This is a genomic window from Polymorphospora sp. NPDC051019 (assembly GCF_040683055.1).
Taxonomy (GTDB): Bacteria; Actinomycetota; Actinomycetes; order Mycobacteriales; family Micromonosporaceae; genus Polymorphospora; species Polymorphospora lycopeni.
In genome coordinates this window covers 1-26,004 of record NZ_JBFBCH010000020.1, presented here as the reverse complement: position 1 = coordinate 26,004, position 26,004 = coordinate 1, and the positions used below count along the sequence as shown (strand labels likewise).

At 72.9% G+C, this 26,004-nt stretch carries 20 protein-coding genes; 13 read left to right on the top strand and 7 right to left on the bottom strand.

Going from position 1 to position 26,004, the window contains the following annotated elements; genetic code table 11:
* Window positions 1-17: 17 nt before the first annotated feature.
* The 4 genes from AB0M79_RS28110 to AB0M79_RS28095 form a co-directional block, all read right to left on the bottom strand.
* Entirely contained in the window at window positions 18-1,625 is a 1,608-nt protein-coding gene (locus tag AB0M79_RS28110; protein WP_364219073.1) for an ABC transporter substrate-binding protein, read from the bottom strand.
* Entirely contained in the window at window positions 1,622-2,620 is a 999-nt protein-coding gene (locus AB0M79_RS28105; RefSeq protein ID WP_364219070.1) for a DUF1028 domain-containing protein, read from the bottom strand. The genes AB0M79_RS28110 and AB0M79_RS28105 overlap by 4 nt, the downstream gene beginning before the upstream one ends.
* A 772-nt stretch (window positions 2,621-3,392) precedes the next feature.
* The gene (locus AB0M79_RS28100; RefSeq protein ID WP_364219067.1) at window positions 3,393-3,647 is read right to left on the bottom strand and encodes a hypothetical protein; all 255 of its coding nucleotides are present in this window, start codon (window positions 3,645-3,647) and stop codon (window positions 3,393-3,395) included.
* Window positions 3,648-4,083: 436 nt separating this feature from the next.
* Window positions 4,084-8,058 (bottom strand): amino acid adenylation domain-containing protein, encoded by a 3,975-nt coding sequence (locus AB0M79_RS28095; protein ID WP_364219064.1) that lies wholly within the window; start codon window positions 8,056-8,058, stop codon window positions 4,084-4,086.
* Between the two features lie 215 nt (window positions 8,059-8,273).
* On the opposite strand from AB0M79_RS28095, the gene fes reads away from it, so the two are divergent.
* From fes to AB0M79_RS28035, 12 genes are all read left to right on the top strand, one after another.
* Window positions 8,274-9,521, top strand: coding sequence for an enterochelin esterase (fes, locus tag AB0M79_RS28090; protein WP_364219061.1), 1,248 nt, complete (start codon window positions 8,274-8,276; stop codon window positions 9,519-9,521).
* The gene (locus tag AB0M79_RS28085; RefSeq protein WP_364219057.1) at window positions 9,518-10,894 is read left to right on the top strand and encodes an amidohydrolase; all 1,377 of its coding nucleotides are present in this window, start codon (window positions 9,518-9,520) and stop codon (window positions 10,892-10,894) included. The genes fes and AB0M79_RS28085 overlap by 4 nt, the downstream gene beginning before the upstream one ends.
* Before the next feature lie 107 nt (window positions 10,895-11,001).
* Window positions 11,002-11,802 (top strand): 2,3-dihydro-2,3-dihydroxybenzoate dehydrogenase, encoded by an 801-nt coding sequence (locus AB0M79_RS28080; protein ID WP_364219054.1) that lies wholly within the window; start codon window positions 11,002-11,004, stop codon window positions 11,800-11,802.
* Window positions 11,795-12,988: an isochorismate synthase DhbC gene (gene dhbC / locus AB0M79_RS28075; RefSeq protein WP_364219051.1), complete on the top strand. Its 1,194-nt coding sequence runs from the start codon at window positions 11,795-11,797 to the stop codon at window positions 12,986-12,988. Before AB0M79_RS28080 ends, dhbC begins: the two co-directional genes overlap by 8 nt.
* Window positions 12,989-13,040: 52 nt before the next feature.
* Window positions 13,041-14,825 (top strand): (2,3-dihydroxybenzoyl)adenylate synthase, encoded by a 1,785-nt coding sequence (locus AB0M79_RS28070; protein ID WP_364219048.1) that lies wholly within the window; start codon window positions 13,041-13,043, stop codon window positions 14,823-14,825.
* Complete coding sequence (locus tag AB0M79_RS28065; protein ID WP_364219045.1) at window positions 14,822-15,442, top strand: isochorismatase family protein; 621 nt, start codon at window positions 14,822-14,824, stop codon at window positions 15,440-15,442. Before AB0M79_RS28070 ends, AB0M79_RS28065 begins: the two co-directional genes overlap by 4 nt.
* 25 nt (window positions 15,443-15,467) lie before the next feature.
* A complete protein-coding gene (locus AB0M79_RS28060) occupies window positions 15,468-15,692 on the top strand; it encodes a phosphopantetheine-binding protein (protein WP_364219042.1) in 225 nt (74 codons plus the stop codon).
* Window positions 15,693-15,800: 108 nt separating this feature from the next.
* Window positions 15,801-16,877: a glycosyl hydrolase gene (locus AB0M79_RS28055; protein ID WP_364219039.1), complete on the top strand. Its 1,077-nt coding sequence runs from the start codon at window positions 15,801-15,803 to the stop codon at window positions 16,875-16,877.
* Window positions 16,878-16,975: 98 nt separating this feature from the next.
* Window positions 16,976-19,708: a non-ribosomal peptide synthetase gene (locus tag AB0M79_RS28050; protein WP_364219036.1), complete on the top strand. Its 2,733-nt coding sequence runs from the start codon at window positions 16,976-16,978 to the stop codon at window positions 19,706-19,708.
* Window positions 19,705-20,358, top strand: coding sequence for a chorismate pyruvate-lyase family protein (locus AB0M79_RS28045; protein ID WP_364219033.1), 654 nt, complete (start codon window positions 19,705-19,707; stop codon window positions 20,356-20,358). Before AB0M79_RS28050 ends, AB0M79_RS28045 begins: the two co-directional genes overlap by 4 nt.
* On the top strand, window positions 20,355-21,548 hold the full coding sequence (locus tag AB0M79_RS28040) for a 4-hydroxybenzoate 3-monooxygenase (RefSeq protein ID WP_364219030.1): 1,194 nt from the start codon (window positions 20,355-20,357) through the stop codon (window positions 21,546-21,548). Before AB0M79_RS28045 ends, AB0M79_RS28040 begins: the two co-directional genes overlap by 4 nt.
* Window positions 21,536-22,495: a glycosyltransferase family 2 protein gene (locus AB0M79_RS28035; protein ID WP_364219027.1), complete on the top strand. Its 960-nt coding sequence runs from the start codon at window positions 21,536-21,538 to the stop codon at window positions 22,493-22,495. Before AB0M79_RS28040 ends, AB0M79_RS28035 begins: the two co-directional genes overlap by 13 nt.
* 51 nt (window positions 22,496-22,546) lie before the next feature.
* On the opposite strand, the gene AB0M79_RS28030 is transcribed toward AB0M79_RS28035, so the two are convergent.
* From AB0M79_RS28030 to AB0M79_RS28020, 3 genes are read right to left on the bottom strand one after another with little or no spacing between them, the layout of a single operon-like run.
* A complete protein-coding gene (locus tag AB0M79_RS28030; RefSeq protein WP_364219024.1) occupies window positions 22,547-23,482 on the bottom strand; it encodes a sugar phosphate isomerase/epimerase family protein in 936 nt (311 codons plus the stop codon).
* Window positions 23,479-24,801, bottom strand: coding sequence for a tetratricopeptide repeat protein (locus AB0M79_RS28025; RefSeq protein ID WP_364219021.1), 1,323 nt, complete (start codon window positions 24,799-24,801; stop codon window positions 23,479-23,481). The genes AB0M79_RS28030 and AB0M79_RS28025 overlap by 4 nt, the downstream gene beginning before the upstream one ends.
* Complete coding sequence (locus AB0M79_RS28020; protein ID WP_364219018.1) at window positions 24,798-25,157, bottom strand: helix-turn-helix transcriptional regulator; 360 nt, start codon at window positions 25,155-25,157, stop codon at window positions 24,798-24,800. The genes AB0M79_RS28025 and AB0M79_RS28020 overlap by 4 nt, the downstream gene beginning before the upstream one ends.
* A 353-nt stretch (window positions 25,158-25,510) precedes the next feature.
* On the opposite strand from AB0M79_RS28020, the gene AB0M79_RS28015 reads away from it, so the two are divergent.
* On the top strand, window positions 25,511-26,004 hold a 494-nt coding region (locus AB0M79_RS28015; protein ID WP_364219370.1), incomplete at its 3' end, for an RICIN domain-containing protein.

Genomic DNA, 26,004 nt, shown 5'->3' with positions numbered 1-26,004 from the left:
CCCGGCGAATCAGGACGTCATTTACGGGACAGGTACTTCAGACGGGGCAGCAGGTCGTCGGTGAGCGTGACGCCCTCTACATCGGACCGTGTCACAACGGACATGTTCTTGGTGAACAGGCCGACGAACGATGCCTCGTCGATCACGATCCGCTGTGCCTCGGCCGACAGTTGGTCGCGTGTGGCGCGGTCGCCCTCGGCGATGCCGTCCAGGACGAGCTTGTCGAACTGGGCGTTAGCGAAGCCGGTCCGGTTGGTCGCCCGGTCCGTCAGCAGCAGGGCACGCATCTGGAAGAACGGATCCTGCACCCACGAGGCCCAGTTCGCGACGAAGAACCCGAGCTCCTGAGCCTTGCTCCGGGTCTCGAAGTCGGCGTCGGCCAGCTGCTTGATCTGGACCTTGATGCCGGCCTGCGCGAGCGCCGACTGGATGTGGACGGCCGAGTCCACCGAGATCGGGTCGGCCGAGGAGATCGAGAGGTCGACGGTCAGGTCACGCACCCCCGCCTGCGCGAGAAGCTGCTTGGCGCGCTCGGCGTTCGTCTCGTACTGTGTGGCCTTCTCCGACGGCGCGGTACTGGTCGTCATGTTGTGCGGTACCACGCCGTACGCCGGGTTTGCCTGGCCGAGCACGACCTCCCGCATCAGCAACTCGTACGGGACGGCGGCGGCCACCGCCTGGCGGACGAGCTTGTTGTCGAAGGGTGCCACCTTGGGGTTCATGCCCAGGTAGTAGAGCGTGTTGCTGGGCATGCTGTGCACGGTCAGCCCGGCCTGCGAGGACGCCTCCTTCACCAGCCGAGGCGACAGGTCGAGGGCCACGTCGATGTCGCCGTTCCTCAACGCGAGGTAGCGCTGGTCCTCGTCGGCCATGTTGAGAATGGTGAGCTGTTCCGGGTAGACGTCGCCCGCGTGCACGTACTTGGGGTTCTTGACGAGCTTGACGCTCTCGCCGACGTTCCACGACTCGAGCGTGAACGGGCCGGACGGTGTGGCGTTCTTGACGAAGAACTCGGTGGCGGCGCCGTTCGCGCCCGCGTTCGCCGAGCCCTTCTCCGAGCTCAGGATGCCGAAGGTGCTCAGAGCGAGGAATGCGTCGACGGCCGGCGCCGGTGAGTCGAGCGTGACCCGGACGGTCGACGGGTCGACCGCCATGATCTGCTTCTCGGCGTCACTGATGTGCATGAAGACCGTGCTGGAGCCGCTGACGTAGGAGGCTTCCGAGAGCGTTCGCCGCATGGTGTAGACAACGTCGTCGGCGGTGAGTGGCGAGCCGTCGGCGAAGGTCAGCCCGTCGGCCAGCGTGAAAGTGAGCACCGTGCCGTCGGCGGAGGTCTCGTAGTTCTCGACGATGCCGTTGACGTACTCGTCCGTGCCATCCAGGTAGCCGTCCGCTACCGGGACCATCTTCTGTTCAATCAGGTTGGCGTACAGGTTCGCCACGACCATCTGGGCGGTCATCGTCTTGGTCTGGACGGGGTCGAGCCCGTCCACCTCGCCGGCACCGATGATGAAACTGTGCGACCGGCCGCCGGAGTCGCCTTGCGACCCGCCCTGGCATCCGGTGAGTGCGACGAGGCCGGTGAGCGCGGCTGCCACGAGCGGCGCGAATTGCTTTCGTCTCATGTGCTGGGGGTCTCCATCTGTCCGTTCCGACCAGGCTGGACGGTCGTTGGGGGCGGGACGTCCGGGTGGGCCGCCAGGAGCGCGCGGAGTCCACCCGGGGGAAGCCGGAGCCGGCCAGCGCGTTCGAGCGCGCCGGCGAGCTGTTCGTACGACGGATGCAGCGCGATGGCCCGAGCGAAACAGGAGGCCGCGAGCGCGTCGCGCCCGACACGCGCCGCCACGACACCGCGCCAGAAGGTGGGTTCCGGGTCGTCGCCGAAGACGTGCTGCGCCTCCGCCAGGCCGTCGAGGATCCCCGGTGCGTTGGTGTCGTCGATCGGAGCCGCCCCGGTGCCGACGATCCGGCCGGGGGAGAGGACACCGGCGGTAAGCCTGGCATGCGCCGCCGAGAGCGTCACCAGGCGGGCGAGCTCCTCGATCGGCGCCGGGTGATGGTCGACGCGCAGGTCCATGCGGGTGCCCGGCTGCGGCCACCTGGTCCGTTCCGGACCCACGACCTTGAGCGCGGCGGACATCATGCCGCGCAGGTCGCCGCCGGCCGTTTGTGCGGCGGAGAGGGCGGCGAGCAGGCGCTGTTCGATCGGGCCGGGGCTGTCCCGGTACGCGTCGACCATGTCCTGCCAGTGAGGGCCGGAGAGTGTGTTGCCCGCCGCGGCCACGCCGGCACCTATCCGGTGACCGGCGTACGGAATGCATCCAGCGCCGGTATGGGCGGCTGCCTCGCCGCTTGGGTCGATAACCATGACCTGCCGCAGCTCGCGGTTCTCGTCACCGGCCATCAGCCGCCGCAGGACGACTGCGGGGACGGCGCCGGGGTTCGAGAGCGCGTCGAGAACGAGCGGTCCGTGGCCGGCGTCCCCGAACGCCTGCGACGCGACCGCGCCGCTCCCGGGCAGGACGGTGAGGCAGCGGCGACCGACGGCGAAGAAGTGAGACTGCACGGCCGCGCCGATCTCACCGGTCGCCGGGTCGACGGCCACGATCGAGAACGTCACCGCACTCTCCTCAACTTGCGTCCCGCAACATCCCCGAAACGACTGCCGTTTGCTGGGACTGTTGGCGCTGCCTCGTGAACTTATGACACGCAAGTTATCGGAGGAGGTGTGGCATGGGCAAGAGTCCGTATCCGGAACGTGATCCACCAACGGCCGGGATCTGCCGCTCAACGAGACCTGCGAGTTCGACGCGGTTCGGCCTGGAGGGTCGGCGGCACGCTGCTGGGCAAGACCCGATCGCGGCGGCGGGTCTGGTCGACGCTGAACGCCGGTTCCGATGCCGCATCTCCACGTGCGACGAGCAACGGGCGACGACGGTCAGCGTCGTCGCCCCAAGACGGTGGCGATCATGCCGCGGGTATGTCGGGTGGCTGCGCCATTGACCCGGACCGGAGCGCCGTCAGTGCCGAGAACGCCGTGTCCGGGTTGACCACCGTGGTCGCGCCCAGCAGTGCGGTGTCCGACGCGGGTCGGCTCCAAGGAGCCCGGGACAGTCGGTCCGACGAGGTCGGCATGCCGCTCAGGGCCACCGTGTTGGCGGGTACACCTGCTACGCCCGGAGGGATTGCTCCTCGTCGGCGACCGCTATGCCGGACGCCACCGTCCCCGCCCACCGCTACACCGACTAACCCGCACGCCGCGCTGCGCCCCCACTTTCTACGCCTACGCCTACGCGTCCGCCCCGCCAACCGCGACATCCCCCGCGCCGACGCCGGCACCCAGCCCGACTGCTGGCTGATCGCCGAATGGCCACCCGGCACCGACGAACCCGTCAAATACCCGAGGACGAGGCCCTCGCTGGGGTGGGACTGGGGCGGGGCGCCGGTGCGGTGGCGGTGACGGCCTCGACCAGGCGCCGGTGGCTTTCGTCGGCGGTTGCCTGGGCGATGGGGCGGCGTTCGGCGTCGTAGCTGTCGACCACGCGCACGCCGGCCCCCAGCACCAGGGTCAACCGGGCGAGCAGGACCGTCCGTACCGAAGTCGGTGTGGCCCGGATCAGCTCGTCCGGCGGCTCGTCACCCCGCACACGCCGGCCACCGCAACCGCCGCCACCAGCGGAACGGCTACCACGAGCGCCGGCTCCACCGAGGCCGACACCCAGCCGGCCAGCGTCATGCCGGCGGCGAGCACTGCGGCGGCGACACTTCACACCCGCCAGCCCACCAGCCGCCACTGGCGGGCGAGCACACCCACCGCACGCGCGACGGGACGCGCACCGGACAGCGCCGGGTAGATCGGCGGGCCGGTACGACCACCGGCGGGCGAGGCGGCTCCGTACCGCGACGGCGATGGAGGCTGGCGCGGGCACCACGCGAGTCCGGACGCTCTCGGCCACGCATTGCCAACCGATGGGCTCCTGCCGGCACACACCGCACATACTGAGAGGTGGACAGAGACGCGGACGCTGGTTCCGATGTCGCTCCCAGCCGCCCGGCAGGCCCGGTTGGCGGCGCGCGGCCGGCTCAGTCAGGCCGGGCTGCCAGGCGGCGGGCGAGTAGGTCGCCGATCACCGCCAGCGCATCTGGGCGCATCATCTGCGGGTGCAGGCAGTCCAGGTCGTGGTTGGTGACCCTTCGCAGGTACGGCGCCCAGCCGGCCCGGTCCAGCCAGTGCTCCGGCCGGGGCCGGGCGGCGGTGAAGAACAGCGCGTCCCCGTCGTAGCGCCGGTGCCGGTGTTCGCGCATCAGCCGGGCGTTGTCGACCACGACGGTGACGATGGCGGAGAGGGTGTCCGCACCGAGTCCGGCAAGCGCGTTGCCGTCGCGGCGTAGCGCCGCGAGCACCGCCTCCGTCGACAGTTCCCCGGCCACGACGGACTCGTCCTGGCCGGCCATGTGCAGCAGAGCCCGTAGCGCGTCGGACTCGTCCGGGGTGGGTAGGTCCCGCCACTGGTCGCCCGGGTACGCGTCGAGGAGCACGAGCAGGTCGACCGGTTCGCCCGCGTCGCGCAGCCGTACGGCGACCGCGTGCGCGATCACCCCGCCGACCGACCAGCCCAGCAGCCGGTACGCTCCGTGCGGCCGAACCGCCCGGATCTGCCGTACGTAGTCGTCGGCCATCTCGTCGATCGACGCCGGCCGGCTGGCGGGGTCGGTCAGCCCGCGGGCCTGCAACCCGTAGACGGCGACCTCGGCGGGCAGGTGTCGCAGCAGCCCGGTGTAGCACCAGCTGAGGCCGCCGGCCGGGTGTACGCAGAACAGTGCCGGCCCCTCGTCGCGGTGCCGTAGCGCGAGCAGGACGTCGAGCGCGTCCCCCGTGACGGGGGCGCCCGTGGCAGCCGTGCCGTAGATCCGGGTGGCGAGGCGGGCGACGGTCGGGGCGGCGAAGACGGCGCCGAGCGGCAGTGTCACCCCGAGCACGTCGCGGATCCGGGCGGCCAGCGTCGCCGCGAGCAGCGAGTGTCCACCGAGGTCGAAGAAGTTGTCGTCGACGCCGACCCGGGGCATCTCGAGGGTCTCGGCGACCAGTCCGCACAGCAGTTCCTCGCGCGGGCTCCGGGGTGCTGTCCCGGCCGGCCCGCTCTCGGGTGCGGGCAGGGCTCGCCGGTCGAGCTTGCCGCTGGTCGTCAGCGGCAGGTCCGGCAGCGTCACGAATGCGGCCGGCACCATGTGGTCGGGTAGTGCCGCCGCCAGGTGCGACCGCAAGGCGGCCGCCAGTCTGTCGCCGGCCGGCTCTCCGCCGGACCCGCCCGCCGTTACGACGTACGCACACAGCCGGTCCGGTCGGCCCGGCCACGGCACCACGGCGCTGCCGGCGACCGCCGGATGGCTGGTCAGCACCGCCTCGATCTCGCCGGGTTCGACCCGGAACCCACGGATCTTCACCTGGTGGTCGGTGCGGCCGAGGAACTCCAGCACCCCGTCGTCGCGCCACCGGGCCAGGTCCCCGGTCCGGTACATCCGGTCACCCGGTCCACCCCACGGGTCGGCGACGAACCGGCCCGCGGTCAGCGCCGGCCGGTCGAGGTAGCCGGTCGCCACCTGCGTGCCGGCGATGAACAACTCACCCGCGACCCCGGCCGGCACCGGCCGCAGGGCGGCGTCGAGGACGTACATCCTGGTGTTCCAGACCGGGCGGCCGATCGGGACCGGGCCGGGCGGGTCGTCGGCGCGGACCGGGTGGTGGGTGACGTCGACCGACGCCTCGGTGGGGCCGTACAGGTTGTGCAACGGTACGCCGACGGTGCGGTGGAACTCGCGGGCCAGGTCCGCGGGCAGTTCCTCGCCACTGCAGACCACCCGGCGCAGCGTCGCACCGCACGCCGTCGCGCCGGGTTCAGTGAGGAAGACCCGCAACATCGACGGTACGAAGTGGACGGTGGTGACCCGCTCGCGGCGGATCAGGTCGGCCAGGTACGCCGGGTCGCGGTGCCCGTCAGGACGGGCCACCACCAGCGTCGCCCCGGTCGTCAGAGGCCAGAAGAACTCCCAGACCGACACGTCGAAACCGTACGGCGTCTTCTGCAGCACCCGGTCGTCGCCGGTTAGCCGGTACTCGTGCTGCATCCAGGCGAGCCGGTTGACGATGCCCCGGTGCGGCACCAGTACGCCCTTGGGGCGGCCGGTTGACCCTGAGGTGTAGATCGCGTACGCGGTGTCGCCGGCGCGCAGTGTCCGCCGCCGGTCGGTGTCGCCGGGGGCGGTGTCCGGCAGGCTGGCCAGTAGCGCGGCCGTCTCCGGCCGGTCGAGTTCGATTCGGCCCGGCCCGGCGTCCCCGGATGCCGGGCTGTCCATGGTGGACAGGGTCAGCAGGCAGGTCGGTCGGGCGTCGTCGAGCATGAACGCCAGCCGGTCGGCCGGGTACGACAGGTCGAGCGGCAGGTAGCCTGCCCCGGACTTCAGCACCGCCAGCAGCGCCACGACCAGGTCGGCGCTGCGGGGCAGGGCCACCGCGACCAGGGTGCCCGGCCCGGCGCCGCGCAGGATCAACCAGTGCGCCAGCCGGTTCGCTTGCCGGTGCAGTTCGGTGTATGTCAGCGTCCCGCCCGCGTCGGGAACCCCTGCGTCGGCGGCCACGGCCACGGCGTCGGGATGCCCGGTCGCGGCGTGGTCGAGCAGGTCGGTGAGCGTCCCGGCCGGAACCGGGTGCCCGGTGTCGTTCCAGCCGCGCAACACCCGGTGGCCTTCGGTCGGGGTCAGCACCGGGATCGTGTCGAGCGGTGTGTCCGGGTCGAGGTCGCCGAGGATCTCCAGCAGATGGGCGAGCCGGTCCCGGTGGGCGGCAACCCGGTCGGCGGAGTATGTCTTCGGGTTGGCGTCAACGGTGAGCCGCAGCCGGCCGGTGTCCGGGGCGAGGCTGGCGGTGACCTCGAAGTCGTCGGTCGGGCCGGTCGCGAGGTAGTGGACCCGGCCGGCGCAGGCGCCGAACGCGACGTCCTGGCCGAAGGGTTTGATGTTGACCTGTGGGCCGAACAGGCGGCGGCCGGTGCCGACCATGCCGAGGTCGCGTTGCAGCCGCTCGTACCGGTAGCGCTGGTGCCGGCGGCCGGCACGCAGCTCGGCGCGGACCCGGGCGGCCAGGTCGCGCAGCGTCGACCCGGCCGGTACGGCGAGCCGCAGCGGCAGCACGTTGACGACGGTGGCCGGCACCCGGGCGGCGACCGAGCCGAGCCGGCCGGTGACGGGTACGCCGAGCACGAGGTCGCGGGCACCGGTCATCCGGTGCAGGTAGGTGGCGGTGGCGGCGAAGACGAGTTCGGCCCAGGTGACCTGGCACGCCTCGGCGAGTCCGTGCAGCCGTTCGCTGCCCCGCTCGCCGAGTTCGCCGTCGAGACGCAGGTAGTGGTGACCGGTCGGAGCGGCGTGATCGGTGAGCGAGACGGCGTCCGGTAGTCCGGCGAGCCGGTCGAGCCAGTAGCGGCGGTCGGTCGCGGCCCGCTCCGAGCCGTCGTACGCGGTCTCCTCGGCGAGCAGGTCGGCCAGGCCGGCGAAATGCGGGTCGGCGGATTCGCCGCGACCGAGGGCGGCGTAGCCGGCGGCCACTTGCTCGACGAGCATCGAGAAGCCGAAGCCGTCCAGCAGGATGTGGTGGGCGCGCAGGTACCAGACGGTGTGCTCGGGGCCGAGCCGCAGCAGCATCTGCCGGGCCAGGTCGTCGCCGGTCAGGGCGACTGGCCGGGCGGCGTCGGTTCGCATCAGGTCGGCCGCGTGCTTCTCCGGGTCGGGCCGGTCGCGCAGGTCCACGACCGTGGGTTCCGGCTCGGCGGGCCGGTGGGCCTGCCACACCTCGTGGCCGTCGGTGCCGAACGTCAGGTTGAGTACGTCGGTCCCGGCGGTCACCGCCCGGACGGCGGCGACGAGCCGGTCGAGGTCGAGCGGTCCGCGCAGGTCGACGTAGTGGGCGCAGTTGTAGACGGGGTTGTCGGGATCGAGTTGCTGGGCGAACCACAGGGCCTGCTGGGCGGCGGACAGCGGGCGGCGGGCCGGCGCGCCGGTCAACCCCGCTCACCGCCCCGGCGGAGTCCTGGAGGGGCCACCTCCCGATCAGGGAACATTAGGTTAGGCTAACCACAGTGTCAGGCATGGTCAACTGCGACTGTGCGGCCCTACGGCAGGAGATGCGTGTGCCTACCCGGACGCCGTCCGAAGTGGATGAACCCGCCGCCCCGCGTACCGTCCCGGCGGGTTCCGTGCCGCCGCGGATCCCGCGGCCGATGCCGCCCCGTGTGGTGCCCGGCCCCCGGATCGAGACGCTGCGCCGTGACCTGGCCTCCGGCGCCGGTCCGGCCGTCCTTGCGTACTTCTGGTCTGAGGTGGAGAAGACCGGAACCCCGCTGGTCGCCCCAGCCCCGGACGACCCCGGCGACACGGTGCTCACCTTCGTGTGGCGGGAACGCCGTCCGACCCGGGCCGTGCTGCTGCTGGTCAACAAGCTGGCCGACCGCGCTGACCTGGGCCGCAGCGCGATGACCCGGCTGCCCGGCACCGACCTGTGGCACCTCACCTATCAGGTGCGCGCCGAGTGGTCCGGCAGCTACCAGATCGCCCCCGACGACACCGGTTCACCGGACGACGCCGGGCGAGTCCCGCCCACCGGCCCGGCGTACTGGCGGGAGCTGGCCGGCCGGGCGGTCGCCGACCCGCTCAACCCGGAGACGCTGCCGCAGCACCGCCCGCCGCACAAGTCGGTCGCGTACGGACCCGCCACACCCCGCTCCGGGTGGTGGCGACCCCGGCCCGGGGTCCCGGCCGGCGCGGTCGACACGGTGCGGGTGCCGACCCGTCTGGCCGGCGGCCCGCGCCGGGTCTGGCGCTACACTCCGCCCGGCCACCGGCCCGGCGGTGGGCCCTATCCGCTGCTGGTGCTGCTCGACGGCGACGTCTGGGGGCCGCTGCTGCCGGTCGCGCCGACCCTGGACAACCTGATACACGCCGGACTGCTGCCACCGCTGGTGGCCCTCATGCCGGACAGCGTGGACCGGCCGACGCGGTTCACCGAGTACGCCTGCCGGCCGGAGTACGTCGAGTTCCTGCGTACCGACCTGATCGGGCACGCCGGTGCGGACCTCGCCGTGACCGACGACCCGGCGCGCACGGTGGTCGCCGGGCAGAGCCTCGGCGGCCTGACCGCCGCGTTCGCCGGGCTGACCGCTCCAGACCGGTTCGGCAACGTACTGGCGCAGTCCGGCGCGTTCTGGTGGCAGAGCGGCACCCCCGACGACGCCGGCGCCGAGTGGCTCGGCCACGAGTACGCCGTCACCGCCCGCCGGCCGCTGCGGCTGCACCTCGAGGTGGGACTGGACGAGTGGGTGAACCTACGCCCCAACCGGCACCTGCGCGACGTGCTGCTGGCCCGGGGCTACCCGGTCAACTACCTCGAGTTCGCCGGCGGCCACGACCGGCTGTGCTGGCGGGAACGGTTCGGCGACGCCCTCGCCAGCCTGCTCGGGGCAGCCCGGTGACCGTCGTACCGCCCAGCCCGCCGCCCCCGGGAGCGGCGGCGCCCAGGGGCGGCTCGGCAGCCGGGCTCAAGGCGCGGATCGCCGACCTGGTGGACGCCGACGGCGCCCACCTGACCGCGGTCGGCGACGACGTCTTCGCCCACCCGGAACTCGCGTTCCGGGAATTCCGGACCGCCGACCTGGTGGCCCGCGAGTTGCGTGCGCTGGGCCTGACCGTCGAGGAGGGCCTGGCACAGACCGGGGTACGGGCCATACTGGCCGGCAGCCGGCCGGGGCCGCGGATCTGCGTACTGGCCGAACTGGACGCGGTCCGGGTGCCGGACCATCCGGCGGCCGACCCGGTGACCGGGGCCGCCCACGCCTGCGGCCACAACGCGCAGGTCGCCCACCTGGTCGGGGTGGCCCGGGCGCTGGTCGCCGCCGAGGCGGCCGGGCAGTTACGCGGCGAGGTGCTGTTCTTCGCCGTACCGGCCGAGGAGTACGTCGACATCGACTGGTCGGGCGCCGCCCGGGCGGCCGGCCGGATCGAGTTCGCCGGCGGCAAGCAGGAACTGGTCCGGCTCGGCCACTTCGACGGCGTACGGCTGGCGATGATGGTGCACGCCCACGCCGACTCGGCCCCGCTGGGGCTGACCTGGAGTCACACGGGTTTTCTGGCGAAACGGGCCCGTTTCCTCGGCCGGGCCACGCACGCCGCCGCCGCGCCCGAGCACGGCGTCAACGCGCTGGGCGCGGCGACCGTGGCGCTGCACGCGATCGACGCGCAGCGGGAGACGTTCGCCGACCGGGACCACATCCGGGTCCACCCGGTGCTGCGTCCCGCCGGGACCGCCCTGAACGTGGTCGCCGACGAGGTCGTGGTGGACATGCTGATCCGGGGCGGCTCCGGCGACGCGATCGCCGCCGCCGAGGTGCGGGTGGACCGGTCGCTGCGGGCCGGTGCGCTGGCGCTCGGCGCGGCCGTCGAACTCACCACGCTGCCCGGCTACCTGCCGCTCGTCGTCGACCGGACGCTGGGGGAGCTGTTCCGGCGCAATGCCGTCGACCTGCTCGGCGCGGCGGGCTGGTCGGAGGGGCCCTGGTCGACCGCGTCGACCGACGCCGGTGACCTGAGCCACCTGATGCCGGTGCTGCACCCGACGCACGGCGGCTGTGCCGGTGCCAACCACTCGGCGGGGTTCCGGATCGTCGACCCGTGGCTGGCGTACGTGCAACCCGCGAAGGCGCTGGCGTGGACGGTCGTCGACCTGCTGTACGGCGATGCCCGGGTGGCCCGGGAACTGCTCGCGGGGCACCGGCCCCGGCTGACCCGGGACCGCTACCTGGAGCTGATGCGGGCGACCGCGCGGCAGGAGACTTATCGGCAGGCGTGACCGGCCGCTGTCAAGATCCTTTGGTGAAGGTCTCAACCTTTGGCTTGTCGAGCAAGCTTAGGCTAACCTAACGGCCTGTTGCTGCTCGTGCCTATCTGGGAGGACCCATGCATCCCGCCCTGACCGGCACCGTTGCGATCGTCACCGGCGCCGGACGGGGGATCGGTGCGGCGGTCGCCCGGCGCCTCGCCGAGAGCGGTGCCACCGTCGCCGCCACCGACCTTGACGGTGCCGCTGTACGCGGGCTCGCGGCCAGCGCCGCGCCGCTCCCGGCCGGGCAGGCGGCATCGGGAAGCATCACCGGCTACCCGCTGGACGTCACCGACGCCGCCGACGTCGAGTCGACGGTGGACCGCGTCGAGGCCGAACTCGGCCCGGTCGGTGTGCTGGTCAACGTCGCGGGTGTGCTGCTGCCCGGTCCGGTCGCCGGCTACACCGACGCCGACTGGGCCCGTACCTTCGCCATCAACACGACCGGTGTCTTTTACCTGTGCCGGGCGGTGACCGGCCGGATGGCCGGCCGGGGTGGCGGTGCCGTCGTCACCGTCGCCTCCAACGCCGCCTCGGTACCCCGAGTCGGGATGGCCGCGTACGCCGCCTCGAAGGCCGCCGCCGCCCAGTTCACCCGCAGCCTCGGCCTCGAGGTGGCCCGGTACGGCATCCGCTGCAACGTCGTCTCGCCCGGCTCCACCGACACGCCGATGCTGCGTACCCTGTGGACCGACGACAGTGGCCCTGCGGCGACCCTGGCCGGCCAGCCGGAGGCGTTCCGGGTCGGTATCCCGCTCGGCCGGATCGCCGAGCCCGACGACATCGCCGACGCGGTGCTCTTCCTCGCCTCGCCGCAGGCCCGGCACATCACACTGCACAACCTGTGCGTCGACGGCGGGGCGGCCCTCGGTGCCTGAGTCGACCCACCTCGCCGGACCGGCACCGGCGGACCGGCCGCCGACCGCCGGCGACCTCGTCGACCGCTACCGGCCTGGGTCGTCGTTCTTCTTCGCCTCTCCCCGGCAGGTGCTGCTCGCCGAGGGGATCGCGGTCGGGTTGCCGGCCCGCGACACCGACCTGGCCGGCTACGTGTCCACGATGCTCGCCGCCGTCGCCGGTGACGTGCCCGAACCGGTCGCGGTCGGCGCCATCCCGTTCGCCGACCCGGCCGCCGCGCACCTGGTCGTGCCGGCCGCCGTGCACCGGGCCGCCCCGGTCGGCGTCGACTGGCGACCGCCACCGGAGCCCGCCGGACCGCCGGCCGGCATCGAGGTCCGGGCGGTCCCCGAACCCGAGGGCTACCTGCGCGGCGTCGAACGGGCGCTGGCCCGGATGGCCGACGGTGAGCTGGCCAAGGTGGTGCTGGCTCGGTCGCTGCACGTAGGCGCACCGTCCGGCCTGGACCTGCGGCGGGTGCTGGCGAACCTGGCCACCCTGGACCCTCGCGGCTACACGTTCGCCGCCGACCTGCCCGGCGGCCGTACCCTGCTCGGGGCCAGCCCGGAACTGCTGGTCTCCCGGGTCGGTGACCGGGTCGTCGCCAACCCGCTCGCCGGCTCCGCCGCCCGCAGCCCCGAGCCCGCGCAGGACGCCCGCCGCGCCGCCACCCTGTTCAACTCCCGCAAGGACCGGCACGAGCACGCCCTGGTCGTCGAGGCGGTCGCCGAGGCGCTGCGGCCGTACTGCATCGACCTGCGCGTCCCGGCCAGGCCCGCGGTGGTGCCGACCGGCACGATGTGGCACCTGTCCACCCAGGTCACCGGCACCCTCGCCGACCCCTCGACCACCGCGCTGACGCTCGCGACCGCGCTGCACCCGACCCCGGCGGTGTGCGGCACCCCGCCCGGCCCCGCCCGGGACATGATCGCCGAGGTCGAACCGTTCCCGCGCGGCTTCTACACCGGAACGGTCGGCTGGGTCGACGCCGACGGCGACGGCGAGTGGGTGATCGCGATCCGCTGCGCCGAGGCCGACGAACGCACCCTGCGGCTGTACGCCGGCGCCGGCATCGTCCCCGGGTCGCGGCCCGCCGACGAACTGGCCGAGACGTCCGCGAAGTTCCGTACCCTGCTGCTCGCGATGGGACTGCCCGATGCCGCCTGAAGCCGCCGGTGTTGCCGACACCACCGCTGTTCCCGGGGGCTCCGGTCCACAGGTGACCGGCCCGGACTTCACGCCCTGGCCCGAGGAGTTCGCGGCCCGCTACCGGGCGGCCGGCCACTGGACCGGCGAGACGTTCGGCGCGTTCCTGCGCGACCGGGCCCGAACCCACGCCGACCGGACCGCCGTCGTCGACGGACGGCAGCGGTGGACGTACGCCGAACTCGACGCCCGCGCCGACCGGCTCGCCGCCGGCCTACACGACCTCGGGATACGCCGCGGCGACCGGGTGATCGTGCAACTGCCGAACGTCGCCGAGTTCTTCGAGGTGATCTTCGCGCTGTTCCGGCTCGGCGCGCTGCCGGTGTTCGCGCTGCCGCCACACCGGCGTACCGAGATCACCTACTTCGCCGAACTGACCGGCGCGGTCGGGTACGTCGTCGCGGACCGGCACGCCGGCTTCGACTACCGGGACCTCGCCCGGCAGGTACGCGAACGGCTGCCCGGCCTGCAGCACGTGCTCGTCGTCGGCGACCCGGCCGAGTTCACCACGCTGTCCGACCTGGCCACTGACGGTCCACTGCCTGGCGACACCGGGCCGGAGCCAACGACCGGACCCCCCACGCCCGGCCCGGCCGCCTCCGACGTCGCGTTCCTCCAACTCTCCGGCGGCAGCACCGGCCTACCGAAACTCATCCCCCGCACCCACGACGACTACCTCTACAGCGTCCGCGCCTCCGCCGACATCTGCCGGCTGGACACCTCGTCGATCTACCTGTGCGTCCTGCCGGTCGCCCACAACTTCGCCCTCAGCTCACCCGGCGTACTCGGCACCCTCGCCGCCGGCGGCACCGTCGTCCTCGCCCCGCGCCCCACCCCGGACGTCACCTTCGACCTGATCGAACAAGAACGGGTCACGATCACCGCCCTGGTCCCGCCGCTCGCCCTGCTCTGGCTCGACGCCGCCGCGCACCGCCGCCCCGACCTGTCCAGCCTGCGGGTACTCCAGGTCGGCGGCGCCCGACTCGCCGACGAGGTCGCCGCCCGGGTCACACCAACCCTCGGCTGCGACCTGCAACAGGTGTTCGGGATGGCCGAGGGCCTGGTCAACTACACCCGCTTCGACGACGACCCGGCGACCGTGGTCGCCACCCAGGGCACCCCGATCAGCCTCGACGACGAGATCCGGATCGTCGATGACGCCGACCGCGACCTGCCACCGGGACAGACCGGACACCTGCTGACCCGCGGCCCGTACACCATCCGCGGCTACTACCGGGCGGCCGCGCACAACACGGTCGCGTTCACCACCGACGGCTTCTACCGCACCGGCGACCTGGTCCGGCGTACCCCGACCGGACACCTCGTCGTCGAGGGCCGGGCCAAGGACCAGATCAACCGGGGCGGCGAAAAGATCGCCCCGGAGGAGGTAGAGAACCACCTGCTGGCCCACCCGCAGATCTTCGACGTCGCGGTCGTCGGCATACCCGACGCGGTGCTCGGCGAACGGACCTGTGCCGTGGTGATCCCGCGCGGCGAGGCACCGACCGCCGCCGCCATCCGGGCCTTCGTCCGCGACCGCGGCATCGCCGACTTCAAGATCCCAGACCGGGTACGGTTCGTCGACGCCTTCCCGCACACCGGGGTCGGCAAGACCAGCCGCTCCGAACTGCGCCGGGCCCTGGCCCTGCTGATGGCGACCGGCGACCCGGCGCCGGGTACGACCCCGACCGGCCGGCCCGCGCGGTCCCCGACCGGCCCACCCGAGCCCACGACATCCCCGACCGTCACGACTTCCGCGACCGGGCAGTCCCCGACCGACGGTGGAGCCGCCTCATGATCCCGACCATCGCGCCGTACCCGGTGCCGACCGCCGCCGAACTGCCCGCCAACCGGGCGTCCTGGCGGGTCGACCCGGACCGCGCCGTCTTGCTGATCCACGACATGCAACGGCACTTCCTGCGCTTCTACGCGCCCGGCGCCGAGCCGCTGTCCACCGTGCTGACCAACGTCAACCGGCTGCGGGCGTATTGCGCCCTGACCGGCGTACCCGTGGTCTACTCCGCGCAACCGCCCGCCCAGAGCCTCGACCAGCGTGGCCTGCTCCAGGACTTCTGGGGCGCTGGGATCGCCGACGAGGCCGGGGCGCGGATCGTCGACGACCTCGCCCCAGCTCCCGGCGACACGCTGCTGACCAAGTGGCGCTACAGCGCGTTCCACCGCACCGACCTGGCCGGCCTGCTCGACCGGCACGGCCGGGACCAGCTCGTCGTCTGCGGCGTGTACGGCCACATCGGCGTCGTCGCCACCGCCTGCGACGCGTTCATGCGCGACGTGCAGCCGTTCGTGGTCGCCGACGCGGTCGCCGACTTCTCCCGTGCCGAACACGAGACCGCCATGGCGTACGCGGCCGGCCGCTGCGCCGTCGTCACCACCACCGACGCGATCGTCAACTGACCACCTCAACCGGAAGGGCCGGTCGATGGAACCCCTCACGCCGTCGAGACTGCGCGCCGAACTCGCCGAGGCGCTCGGCGAGCCATTGGACGACCTCACCGACGACGACGACCTGTTCGCCTACGGGCTGGACTCGATGACGTTCATGAGCCTGGTCGAACGCTGGCGCCGCCAGGGTGTCGAGGCCAGCTACGTGGCGCTTGCCGAACGGCCCACCATCGCCAGTTGGTCCACGATGCTCGCCGGCTGACCCGCCCAGGCTCGCGACGGGCCGTGCGCGGTCCGCGTAGGTCTCTCCTTGATCAACGGTGCGGGCGGCGAGGCCCCGACGCGAAGTGAGGATAGGGAGCCTTGGCGAATGGGTAGAGGGGGGCCGGGCGGGACTGTGGTCGGGGCCGGGCTCGCCGTTGTGATGCTCGGCGCGATCGCGGCGCTGGCGTTCACCTGGAGCCGCGACGCCGGGCCGTCGACAACGGTGCCGGAGCGGCACCCCGGCGCCGCCGAGCTGATGGCCCGACCGCGTACGCCCGGCGTCTGGCCCGGCCCGAACGGGCTGTCCGGCGTCAACGGCGATCCGATCAACGACCGTGAGCACGTCGAGCGGTTCTGTGTCGAGCGGGGGAGCGTCTGCCGGGTCGCGCACACCTACACCGACCGGACCACGTACGAGTCGATGACCCGCGACACGGGCTGGACGTTCGAGGAGTTCGACGGCTTCCCCGGAGCGCTGGTCGTCTCGCAGGGGCTGGTCCCCGAAGGACGCCCGCAGGATCTCGCCGGCTGTGCGCGCGGCGAGTTCGACCAGCTGTGGCGCGACTTCGGCGCGCTGATGGTCCGGCACGACCGGGCCGACTCGGTGGTCCGACTGGGCTGGGAGTTCAACGGCACCTTCATGCCCTGGCACGGCGCCGACACCGAGGTCTGGATCGCCTGCTACCGGCGGGCCGCCGACGGGATCCGGGCCACCAACCCCCACGTGCTGCTCGACTGGACCATCAACGCGCACGGCACCCCGGACGGCGTCTGTGGCGGGGTTAGCACCAACTGTTATCCCGGCGACGACTACGTCGACATAATCGGGATCGACAACTACGACCACTGGCCGGCGGCGCGCACGAAGGCGGACTTCGACCGGATCGCCGCCGCCCCGGACGGGCTGGACTGGCTGTTCGCGTTCGCCCGGGAACGCGGCAAGCCGTTCTCGGTAGGGGAGTGGGGCGTGGTGCCGACCGGGGACGCCGGGCGGGAGAACCCGGACTTCGTCCGGTGGATGCACGCCTGGTTCGCCGCGCACGCCGCCGACCTGGCGTACGAGGCGTACTTCTCCAACTGCGACGCCGGCGGCGTCCAGTCCAGCCTGTTCCGCGCCGGTGAGCCCGGGTGCCGGGCAAATCCGGGTACGGCGGACGTCTACCGCGAACTGTTCGGCGACTGACCACACCGGACCGGACTGTCGTGCTGATCATGCCGGTGGACTGTTCCCCATCGTAATTACTTAGGCTAGCCTGGGCTTACTTTCGGGAGGGTGCGGGCATGCAGGCAGAGCAGGACGCGGTTCCGCCGCTCGTTGTACCGGGCGACACCCGTTCGGTGACCCGGCGCTTCCGCGACGTGGCGCGCCGGATCCCGGAGCTACCCGCGCTGGTGTCACCGGACGGCGCGTACACGTTCGGCGCCACGGACACGCTCTCCGACCGGATCGCCACCCACCTGCGCCCCGACCGGCCCGGCGACCCGCTCGCCGTACTCCTGCCGCAGACCGCCGACGGCCTGCTCGGCCTGCTCGGCGCGCTGAAGTCCGGCCGGCCGGTCGTACTGCTCGACCCGACCCTGCCCGCCGACCGGCTCCGGCAGATCGTCGACCGGTCCGGCGCCACCGGATGCCTGACCGACGCCGACCACCGGGCGACCGCCGCCACGATCGGGGTGCCCGCCCTCGTCGACCTGGCCCCCGCCCTCGCCGCACCCGCCGCCGACCCGTACACCGCCGACCCGGCGCCCTACACCCTGGACCCGAATCCGCACCGCCCGAACCCGGCCGCGGCCCGGGCCACCGGCCCGGCCGGGCTGGCGGGCCCGGCCGGGCCGGCCGGCACCGACCCCGCCCTTGTCGTGTTCACCTCCGGCTCCACCGGCCGCCCCAAGGGCGTCGTGCTCACCCACGACATGCTGCTCAACGAGGCGTACGGCGGACTCGACCGGCTGCACATCTCACCCGCCGACCGGGTCGCCCTGGTGCTGCCCGCCGCCTTCATGGCCGGCCTGACCGTTCTTGTTTTCGCCCTGCTCAACGGCGCCGGCGTCTACGCCTACGACCCCCGGGTACGCGGCATCCGCGACCTGCCGGCCTGGCTCGCCGCCCAGGGCGTCACCACCGTGCACCTCACCCCGTCGCTGCTGCGCTCGCTGCTCGCCGTCCTCGGACCCGGGCAGCGGCTCGACGGCCTGCGCCTGGTCACCACCTGCGGCGAGGCCGTCCACGGCCGCGACGTCGCCGCCCTGCGCCCGCACCTGCCCGCCGGCTGCACCTACACCAGCTGGTCCGGCTCGTCGGAAATCGGCCACCTCGCCTTCCACCCGATCGCGCCCGCCGACCCCGTACCCGAGGGGATCGTGCCGGTCGGCCGACCCGCCCCCGGCAAGGACGTCACCCTGCTCGGCGACGACGGCCACCCGGTCCCCGACGGCGGGACCGGCGAACTCGTCGTCACCTCCGCCTACCTGTCCGCCGGCTACTGGAACGCCCCCGAGGAGACCGCCGCCCGCTTCACCCCGCTGCCCGACGGGCGGGTCGCCTACCGCACCGGCGACCTCGGCCGCTTCGACGCCGACGGCACCCTGCACCTGATGGGCCGCCGCGACTCCGCCGTCAAGATCCGCGGCTACCTGGTCGAACCGGCCGAGGTCGAGGCGGCCCTGCTCGCCTCGCCGCTGGTCGCCGAGGCCGTCGTCGTCGCCACCCGCAACGGCACCGAACCGGTCGCGCTCACCGCCTACGTCGCACCGCACCGCACCGCCGGTACGCCCGCCCCGGCGACCCTGCGCCGCTTCCTGCGCGAGCGGCTGCCGTCCTGGATGGTGCCGGCCGCCATCGTCGTCCTGCCCGGCCTGCCCCGCAACGAACGCGGCAAGGTGGACCGGGTCGCGCTGCCGCCCCCGCCCCCCGAACCCGACGCCGTGCCGCCGCGCAGCCACTGGGAGGTGATCGTCGCCGACCTGTGGGCACACGTGCTCGACCTGGAGAGCGTCGGGATCCACGACGACTTCATGCGGCTCGGCGGCGACTCGCTGGCCGCCGAGGAACTCCTCGCCGCTGCACAGGACCGGCTCGGCATCCGGCTCACCTCCGCCGATCTGGCGCAGGCGCCGACCGTCGCCGAGTTCGCCCGGCTGGTCGCCGACAGCTCCCGCGCCGCACCCCGGCACCCCACCACCGTGACGCTCCGCGCGCCGGCCGCGGGCACCGCCCCCGGCGGCGGGGACGCCGACGAGCCACCGCTGTTCTGCTTCGCCGGGGCCGGCGGGCTCGGGTTCAGCTTCCTGCCGCTGGCCCGCCGGCTGCCCGGCACCCGGCCGGTGCACGCCATCCAGGCGTACGGGCTGGAGAACCGTGGCCGGCCGGACTGGAGCGTACGGGCCGCCGCCCGCCGGCACCTGCGCACCGTACGCGAACTGCGGCCGCACGGGCCGTACCTGCTGGCCGGGCACTCCCTCGGCGGCCTGATCGCCATCGAGGTCGCCCACGAACTCGCCGCCGCCGGCGAAGACGTGCCACTGCTCGTGGTCCTCGACAGCTACCTGCCGGCCGACGCCCGGAAGATGACCTACGCCGGCCCGACCGCACGCGACGAACCCGCCCCGGACCGGGCCGGGGCCCGGCTCCGCCGGGCCGTACGCGGACTGCGCGCCACCGCCGACGGCCTGCGCGGCGACTCCCGCGAACTGTGGTCGTACCGGCTGCGGCTGCCGCTGGCCGGTGTCGTGCCGTTCGACGGCATCACCCAGTACGGCGTCTTCTTCGAACAGGGGCACCTGCTCACCCGCCGCCACCGGGTCCGGCCCTGGCCCGGCCGGGCCCTGCTGTTCCTCGCCGCGGACCACCCGGACGACGGCGCCGGCTGGACCGACGCGCTCACCGGACCGGTCGACGTGCACCGCGTCGCCTGCGACCACCCGTCGGTCCTGCGCGAACCGCACGTCGGGACGGTCGCCGCCAGGGTCGCCGACGCCGTCGCCGCCCTCCAGCCCGCCGGGGCGGCCCGATGAGGCGCCGCGGCACCGCCCGGACCGGACCAGCCGTCACCCGCTGCCTGCCCGGCCCGCTCGGCCGGGTCGAGCAGCTCGTGCTGCGCGGCGACGGGCTCACCACCACCAGCCTGGAGATCCTCACCGGCCGCGTCATCACCGTACGGGTGCGCGCCCACTGGCGGCTGCCGCTGCACGCCGACCTGCACGCGATGGCCCCCGGCGACGAGGTCTACACCGGACTCGACGCCCCCGACCTGTCCTGGTTCGCCGCCGTCGGCACCGACCAGCTCGACGCCCGCCCCGGCGACGACCTGCTGGTCCGCGAGGTGCTGCTGACCGGCGACGACGGCGTCGACTACGGCGCCGCCAGCCTGGTCGCCGCCCTCGACCGGCTGCCCGCCCCGGTCGCCCACCGGCTGGCCACCACCGACGAGCCGATCGGCCGGATGCTGGCCCGCAACCAGGTCCCGGTCACCCGCGAGCTGCGGCACTGGGGACTGCGCCGGGTCGGCGCCCGCGGCGCCACCCTCGGCGCCGACCTCGCCGACGACGCCCCGGTGCCGGCCCGCACCTACCGGATGCGGCTGGTCCGCACCGGCCGACCGCTCGCGCTGATCACCGAGTGGTTCGCGCCCCGGGTCTTCGCCGAACGGGGAGCGGTCCGGTGAGGACCCAGGTCGTCATCGTCGGCGCCGGGCCCGCCGGACTCACCCTCGCCCACCTGCTGCACCGGCAGGGCATCGACTGCCTCGTCCTGGAGGCCCGCGCCCGGGAACACATCGAGACCCGGGTCCGCGCCGGCGTTCTCGAACATCCCACCGTCGACCTGCTCGACGAGATCGGCCTCGCCGGCCGGCTGCGCGTCGAGGGCATGACCCACCACGGCATCCGGCTGCGTTTCGACCACGCCATGCACCGGATCGACTTCGCCGACCTGACCGGCGCCGCGATCACCGTCTATGCCCAGCAGGAACTGGTGAAGGACCTCGTCGCCGCACGGCTCGCCGACGGGCAACCGATCCTGTTCGACGTGGACGACGTACGCCTCGACGGCGTCGACACGGACCGGCCCCGGGTCCGGTTCCGGCACGACGGCCGGGAGCGGACCGTCGACTGTGACGTGATCGCCGGCTGCGACGGCTTCCACGGGATCAGCCGGGCCAGCATCCCGGCCGGCGTCCTCACCGTCCATGAACGCGTCTACCCGTTCGCCTGGCTCGGCATCCTGGCCCAGACCCGGCCGTCGTGCGACGAACTGGTCTACGCCCGTCACCCCGACGGGTTCGCCCTGCACAGCATGCGCGGCCCCGAGGTGACCCGGCAGTACCTCCAGGTGCCCGCCGGCACCGACCTCGCCGACTGGCCCGACGAGCGGATCTGGACCGGGCTGCGCCGTCGGCTCGGCCACGGTGACGGGCTCGACCTGGAAGAGGGGCCCATCTTCGACAAGAGCCTCGCCCCGATGCGCTCCTTCGTCGTCGAACCGATGCGGTACGGCCGCCTGTTCCTGCTCGGCGACGCCGCCCACATCGTGCCCGCGACCGGCGCCAAGGGACTCAACCTGGCGGTCGCCGACGCCCGCGTGCTGTCGTACGGCCTCGGCCACCACTACGCGACCGGCCGGTGGGACGAACTCGACCGCTACACCGAACGCTGCCTGCGCCGGGTCTGGCAGGTGCAGCAGTTCTCCTGGTGGATGACGGCGATACTGCACCGCATCGGCGGCACGCAGCCGTTCGACGAGCGGCTGCGGGCCGCCGAACTCGACCGGGTCGTCTCGTCGCGGGCGGCGGCCACCACCCTCGCCGAGAACTACGTCGGCCTGCCGTTCGCCACCGGCTGGGCATGGCGGGGGTGACCGGCCCGGCCGGCGCCCGCCGCACCCTCGGGGTCGTCATGCCCAGCTACCACCGGCCGGACCTGCTGCGCCGGGTGGTGCCCGCCTACCTGGCCCAGGCCCCGGACGAACTGGTCGTGGTCCTCGACGGCCCGCAGCCACCGGCCCGCACCTTCCTGTCCACGCTCGACGATCCCCGGCTGCGGGTGCTGGAACTGGCCGAGAACGTCGGACCGGCCCGGGCCCGCGAGCGGGGCGCGCACGCCGCCCGTACCGAGATCGTGCTGCTCACCGACGACGACATCGTGCCCGGCGACGGCCTCGTCGACCGGCACCGCGCCTTCCACCAGGGCCGCCGGGGCTGCGTGCTGGCCGGATACGTCCCGATCCGGCCGGACGGCCGGCGGCGCGGCCAGGTCGCCAGCCGCATCTACGCCACCGACTACGAGCGGGCGATGCGCCGCTGGGAACGCGATCCCGACGCGATCCTCGGTGGACTGTGGGGCGGCAACGTCAGCCTCGAACGCGACCTCTACCTGCGCGCCGAGGCGGTCCGCCCGGAGAACCGGCTGCGCTACTTCGAGGACATGGACCTCGGCCTGCGCCTGCGGTCGTTGGGTGCGCGCGGCCACTTCGAGCGGGCCGTGACCGGCGTGCACCTGCACGACAAACCCAACCGGTCGATCGTCGACGAGGCGCGCGCCCGCGGCGCGGCGGTCCGGGCCATGGAGCGGCGCTGGACGGCCAGCCTGCCGCTGGTGCACGCCGAGGACGAGTCGGCCGTCGTCACCTGGCTGCGCCGCATCGTGGCGGCGAGCCTGCGGCTGCCGGGCGTGGTGCCGTTGGTCGTCGTCCTGCTGCGCGGGATGCTGGAGGCGGCCGGGGCGCTGCGCCTGTGGCGGGCCGAGGAGTTGGCGGCCCGCCTGCTGCGCGGCGTGGTCGAGACCCAGGCGTACGTCCGCGGCTGACCCCGGTCGGCGCGGGACGTCCCCGGAGCAGCCTCCGAGGACGTCCCTGGATCAGTTCTGTTTGTCGTGGATTCTCGGCCGCAGAGTGTCGGCGGCGACGTTCAGTCCGCCCTGGATCCGGTCGACCGAGCCGCTCCAGACCGGGTCCTCGTGCTCGACGGCGACGACCCCGTCGAAACCTCCGTCGCGCAGGGTGGTGATGATCCGCGCCCAGTCGAGCTGGCCGAGGCCCGGAATGCGGTACCGCCACCACCCGACGTCCTCGGGGAACCGTCGGCTCACCGTCTTGCCGAAGATCCCGTACCGGGTCCGTCGCTGTTCGTCGATTTCGATGTCCTTGGCCTGCACGTGCAGCACCCGGCCGCTCTCCAGCGCGGGGACCAGGGCGTCGACCGGATCGATGCCGAGCCAGACCAGGTGCGACGGGTCGTAGTTGAGGTACAGGCCGAGCCCGAACATCCACTCCCACAGCTCCGGGGAGTAGGCGAGGTTGCCCGGGTAGCCGTCCGGATGCCAGCCCTCCATCGGACAGTTTTCGATCACCAGCCGTACGCCCCGCGAGGTGGCGTACTCGACCAGAGGCGGCAGGTGCTTCTCCGCCCGGCGCAGGTCCTCGGCCACCGGGCGGGCGTGGTCCCGGCCGACGAACGTCCCGACCACACCGACGCCGAGCGCGGCGGCGGCGTCGACGCACCTGCGCATGTGGTCGTGGATACGTTCCCGCTCCCGGTCGTCGGCGTGCAGGTTGTTCTCGTAGCAGCTCACCGCCGACAGGGTCAGGCCGTGCCGGTCGAACAGTTCCGTGGTCCGCCGCGCCTGCTCGTCGGAGAAGCTGTCGACGTCGATGTGGTTCGCCTGGTGCGGATGTGGGCTGCCGGCCGGCCAGGCCGCGACCTCCAGGGCCTCGTAGCCGGCCCCGGCAGCCCAGCCGGCCACGGCTTCGAGGGGCAGGGTCGGAAGGCAGGCGGTGAAGAGTCCGAGTTTCATGCTTCCTCCGTGGGCGCCCGGTGGCCGGTCCGTCTCCGTGTCGTCGCGGGTGTCGTTCGGCGACGGGGCAGCGTGGCCAGCAACTGCCGGGTGCCGAGGGACTGGTAGTGGTCGGCGCCGACCCGTTTGGTCTGCCAGGCGAGGATCCGCCGCAGCCGCCAGCGCAGGACGGCGGTGCCCAGGAACCCGGGGCGGGCCGAGGCGATTGCGAGGAACTTGCGGGTCTCCAGGGTGTTCGGGTGACCGGCGCCCGATCCGCGCCGCCACTGCCTGTGCAACCGCTTCAGTTCGGCCCGCGCGGCGGCCAGGTCGCCCGTGGCAAGGAGTACCTGGGCCAGGGAATGCCGGCTGTCCAGGGTGTCCGGGTCGTCGGGACCGAGGACCCGGGTCCGCCCGGTGACGACGTCGAGATAGCTGCCGGTCGCCTCCTCCAGACGCCCTTCGCACCGCATCAGCCATGAGTCCATGCACTTGACGTGCAGCGGCAGATGCCCAGGTGTGCTGGTGAGCCGCTGTGCCCGGGCCTTGAGATCTTCGAAGGTGTTCCGGGCCTCGCCGAGCCGCTGTTGCCGAACGAGCGACCACGCCAGCAGCCGCTGGGTGTCCAGGGTCTGCTCGTGGTCTTCGCCGAGTACGCGGACGTGGTCGAAGTGCAGCCCTCGCAGAAGCTGCTCTGCCTGTGGCAGGTCGTTCAGTTGCATGATCGCGTGCGCGGACGTCTGCCGCAGGCGCAGCACCACCGGCTGATCGGGGTGCCTGTCGGCGAGGGGACGGGTGAGTTCGACGAGCCGTATGGCAGCCCGTTCGTTGCGGTCGTCGACGAGACGGCCGCTGACCGATGCCGCGATCCCGAGTGCCTGTGTGGCGGCGGCCGGATCGAAGGCTTCGACCGGTTGCCGCAGCAGTCTCTCCAGGTAGGTGGTCAGCCTGCCGTGCCTGGTGCGCCACCGCCCGCGCAACTGTCGAAGGTCGCCGAGTTCGGTGAACATGTCGTTCAGGATGCCGATGGATTCCAGATCGGTCCGGACGGCCGGCAACAGACGGTCGGCGCCGGGCAGCATGCGACGCAGCGCGAAGGCGAGCGCCGCGCCGGCCTGGGCCAGCCCTTGGAGGAGCTTCTTCTGGGGCGACTGGAAGGAGTCGATGTCACGGACGGCCTGCTCGGCCCGGATTCGCGCCCGGACGGGGTTGTCGACGTGTCGGACCCGGGCGGCCCAGCGCGCGAGCGCGTGCGCGATCGTCGGCGGCGGGGCGAAGAGCAGGATGACGACCACCTCCCCGAGGAGCGCGAGGGCGACGGCGGCGAGTACATCGGTCATAACGCCTCTCCCACGAGTGGACCGGCCAACCGGGCCGGCAGGGTGGGGCGCCGTACCTTGCGGGCGGCTGCCCGCTCACGCTCGGTGAGAATCGCGCGAGCCTCGGTGGCACCGGTGGGGGTGAGTCGATAGAGCCGGCGGCGGGGCCTGTTCACTCCGGGCTCCTGTGTCTCCCACCGGCTGGTGACCCAGTTGGCATCCTCCAGCTTGTCGAGGTTGCCGTAGACGGTGGGCGTGAGTTGGTCGGTTGCTTGCGAGATCGCGTAGCCGTGCAGCTCGACATCGTCTTTTAGGGCGATCAGGAGCTGCTCGAGCACGGCGACGAACGGCTTGGTGACGCGGAACTGGTTGGGCATGGCGCTTATCTTATCTATGTCAGATAAGCGTTCGCCAGAGGCAACTTTCGATGCGATGTCCCCTGGTTGTCGCGGAGTCGGCCGCGGGTCGGCCTGCCCGTGGCCCTGCCAAGCAGTCATTGGCGCTCGACGATGGTGCGGAGTAGCCTGCGGGAAAGCGTTTTCTTCTACGTGGGGCAACACGGAGAACGGCGCGCCAACCTGCCGCCATGCCGTCCGCCCCCGTCCCCGGCTCCTCCGTCCGGCGGCCGTCCATGGCGCGAGTCCCAGATGGGAGCAGCGACATGATCCTGGAAACCCGTCCCCCTGACCCGGGACGACGGCTGCGCAGGGCCGTCGTCGGCCTTGTCGCCATGGCCCTCGCCGCGCTCGGTGTCGCCGTCGTACCGGGGCCGGCGCACGCGGCCGCTGTCGACACCAACGCCTGGTACGTCCTGGTCAACCGGCACTCCGGCAAGGCGCTCGACGTCTACAACCTGTCCACCAGCGACGGCGGGCAGATCGTCCAGTGGCCGCGCAACGACGGCAACTGGCAGCAGTGGCAGTTCGTCGACTCCGGGTCCGGCTACTACCGCCTGAAGTCCCGGCACAGCGGCAAGGTGCTCGACATCTTCGAATGGTCCACGGCCGGTGGCGCCGAGGTCGTGCAGTGGACCGACTTCAACGCCACCAATCAGCAGTTCCGGCTCGCCGACTCCGACGGCGGGCACGTCCGGCTGATCAACCGGCACAGCGGAATGGCGCTGGAGAGTTGGGAGTGGTCGACCGCCGACGGTGCCCGCATCTCCCAGTGGAACGACCTCAACGGCGCCAACCAGCAGTGGCAGCTGGTCAGGGTCACCGGCGG

Coding starts and splice junctions, on each gene's coding strand:
- AB0M79_RS28110 (WP_364219073.1), bottom strand. CDS start 1,625: ATGAGACGAAAGCAATTCGCGCCGCTCGTGGCAGCCGCGCTCACCGGC.
- fes (WP_364219061.1), top strand. CDS start 8,274: ATGCCGCCCCGTGTGGTGCCCGGCCCCCGGATCGAGACGCTGCGCCGT.
- AB0M79_RS28080 (WP_364219054.1), top strand. CDS start 11,002: ATGCATCCCGCCCTGACCGGCACCGTTGCGATCGTCACCGGCGCCGGA.
- AB0M79_RS28065 (WP_364219045.1), top strand. CDS start 14,822: ATGATCCCGACCATCGCGCCGTACCCGGTGCCGACCGCCGCCGAACTG.
- AB0M79_RS28060 (WP_364219042.1), top strand. CDS start 15,468: ATGGAACCCCTCACGCCGTCGAGACTGCGCGCCGAACTCGCCGAGGCG.
- AB0M79_RS28055 (WP_364219039.1), top strand. CDS start 15,801: ATGGGTAGAGGGGGGCCGGGCGGGACTGTGGTCGGGGCCGGGCTCGCC.
- AB0M79_RS28050 (WP_364219036.1), top strand. CDS start 16,976: ATGCAGGCAGAGCAGGACGCGGTTCCGCCGCTCGTTGTACCGGGCGAC.
- AB0M79_RS28045 (WP_364219033.1), top strand. CDS start 19,705: ATGAGGCGCCGCGGCACCGCCCGGACCGGACCAGCCGTCACCCGCTGC.
- AB0M79_RS28035 (WP_364219027.1), top strand. CDS start 21,536: ATGGCGGGGGTGACCGGCCCGGCCGGCGCCCGCCGCACCCTCGGGGTC.
- AB0M79_RS28030 (WP_364219024.1), bottom strand. CDS start 23,482: ATGAAACTCGGACTCTTCACCGCCTGCCTTCCGACCCTGCCCCTCGAA.
- AB0M79_RS28025 (WP_364219021.1), bottom strand. CDS start 24,801: ATGACCGATGTACTCGCCGCCGTCGCCCTCGCGCTCCTCGGGGAGGTG.
- AB0M79_RS28020 (WP_364219018.1), bottom strand. CDS start 25,157: ATGCCCAACCAGTTCCGCGTCACCAAGCCGTTCGTCGCCGTGCTCGAG.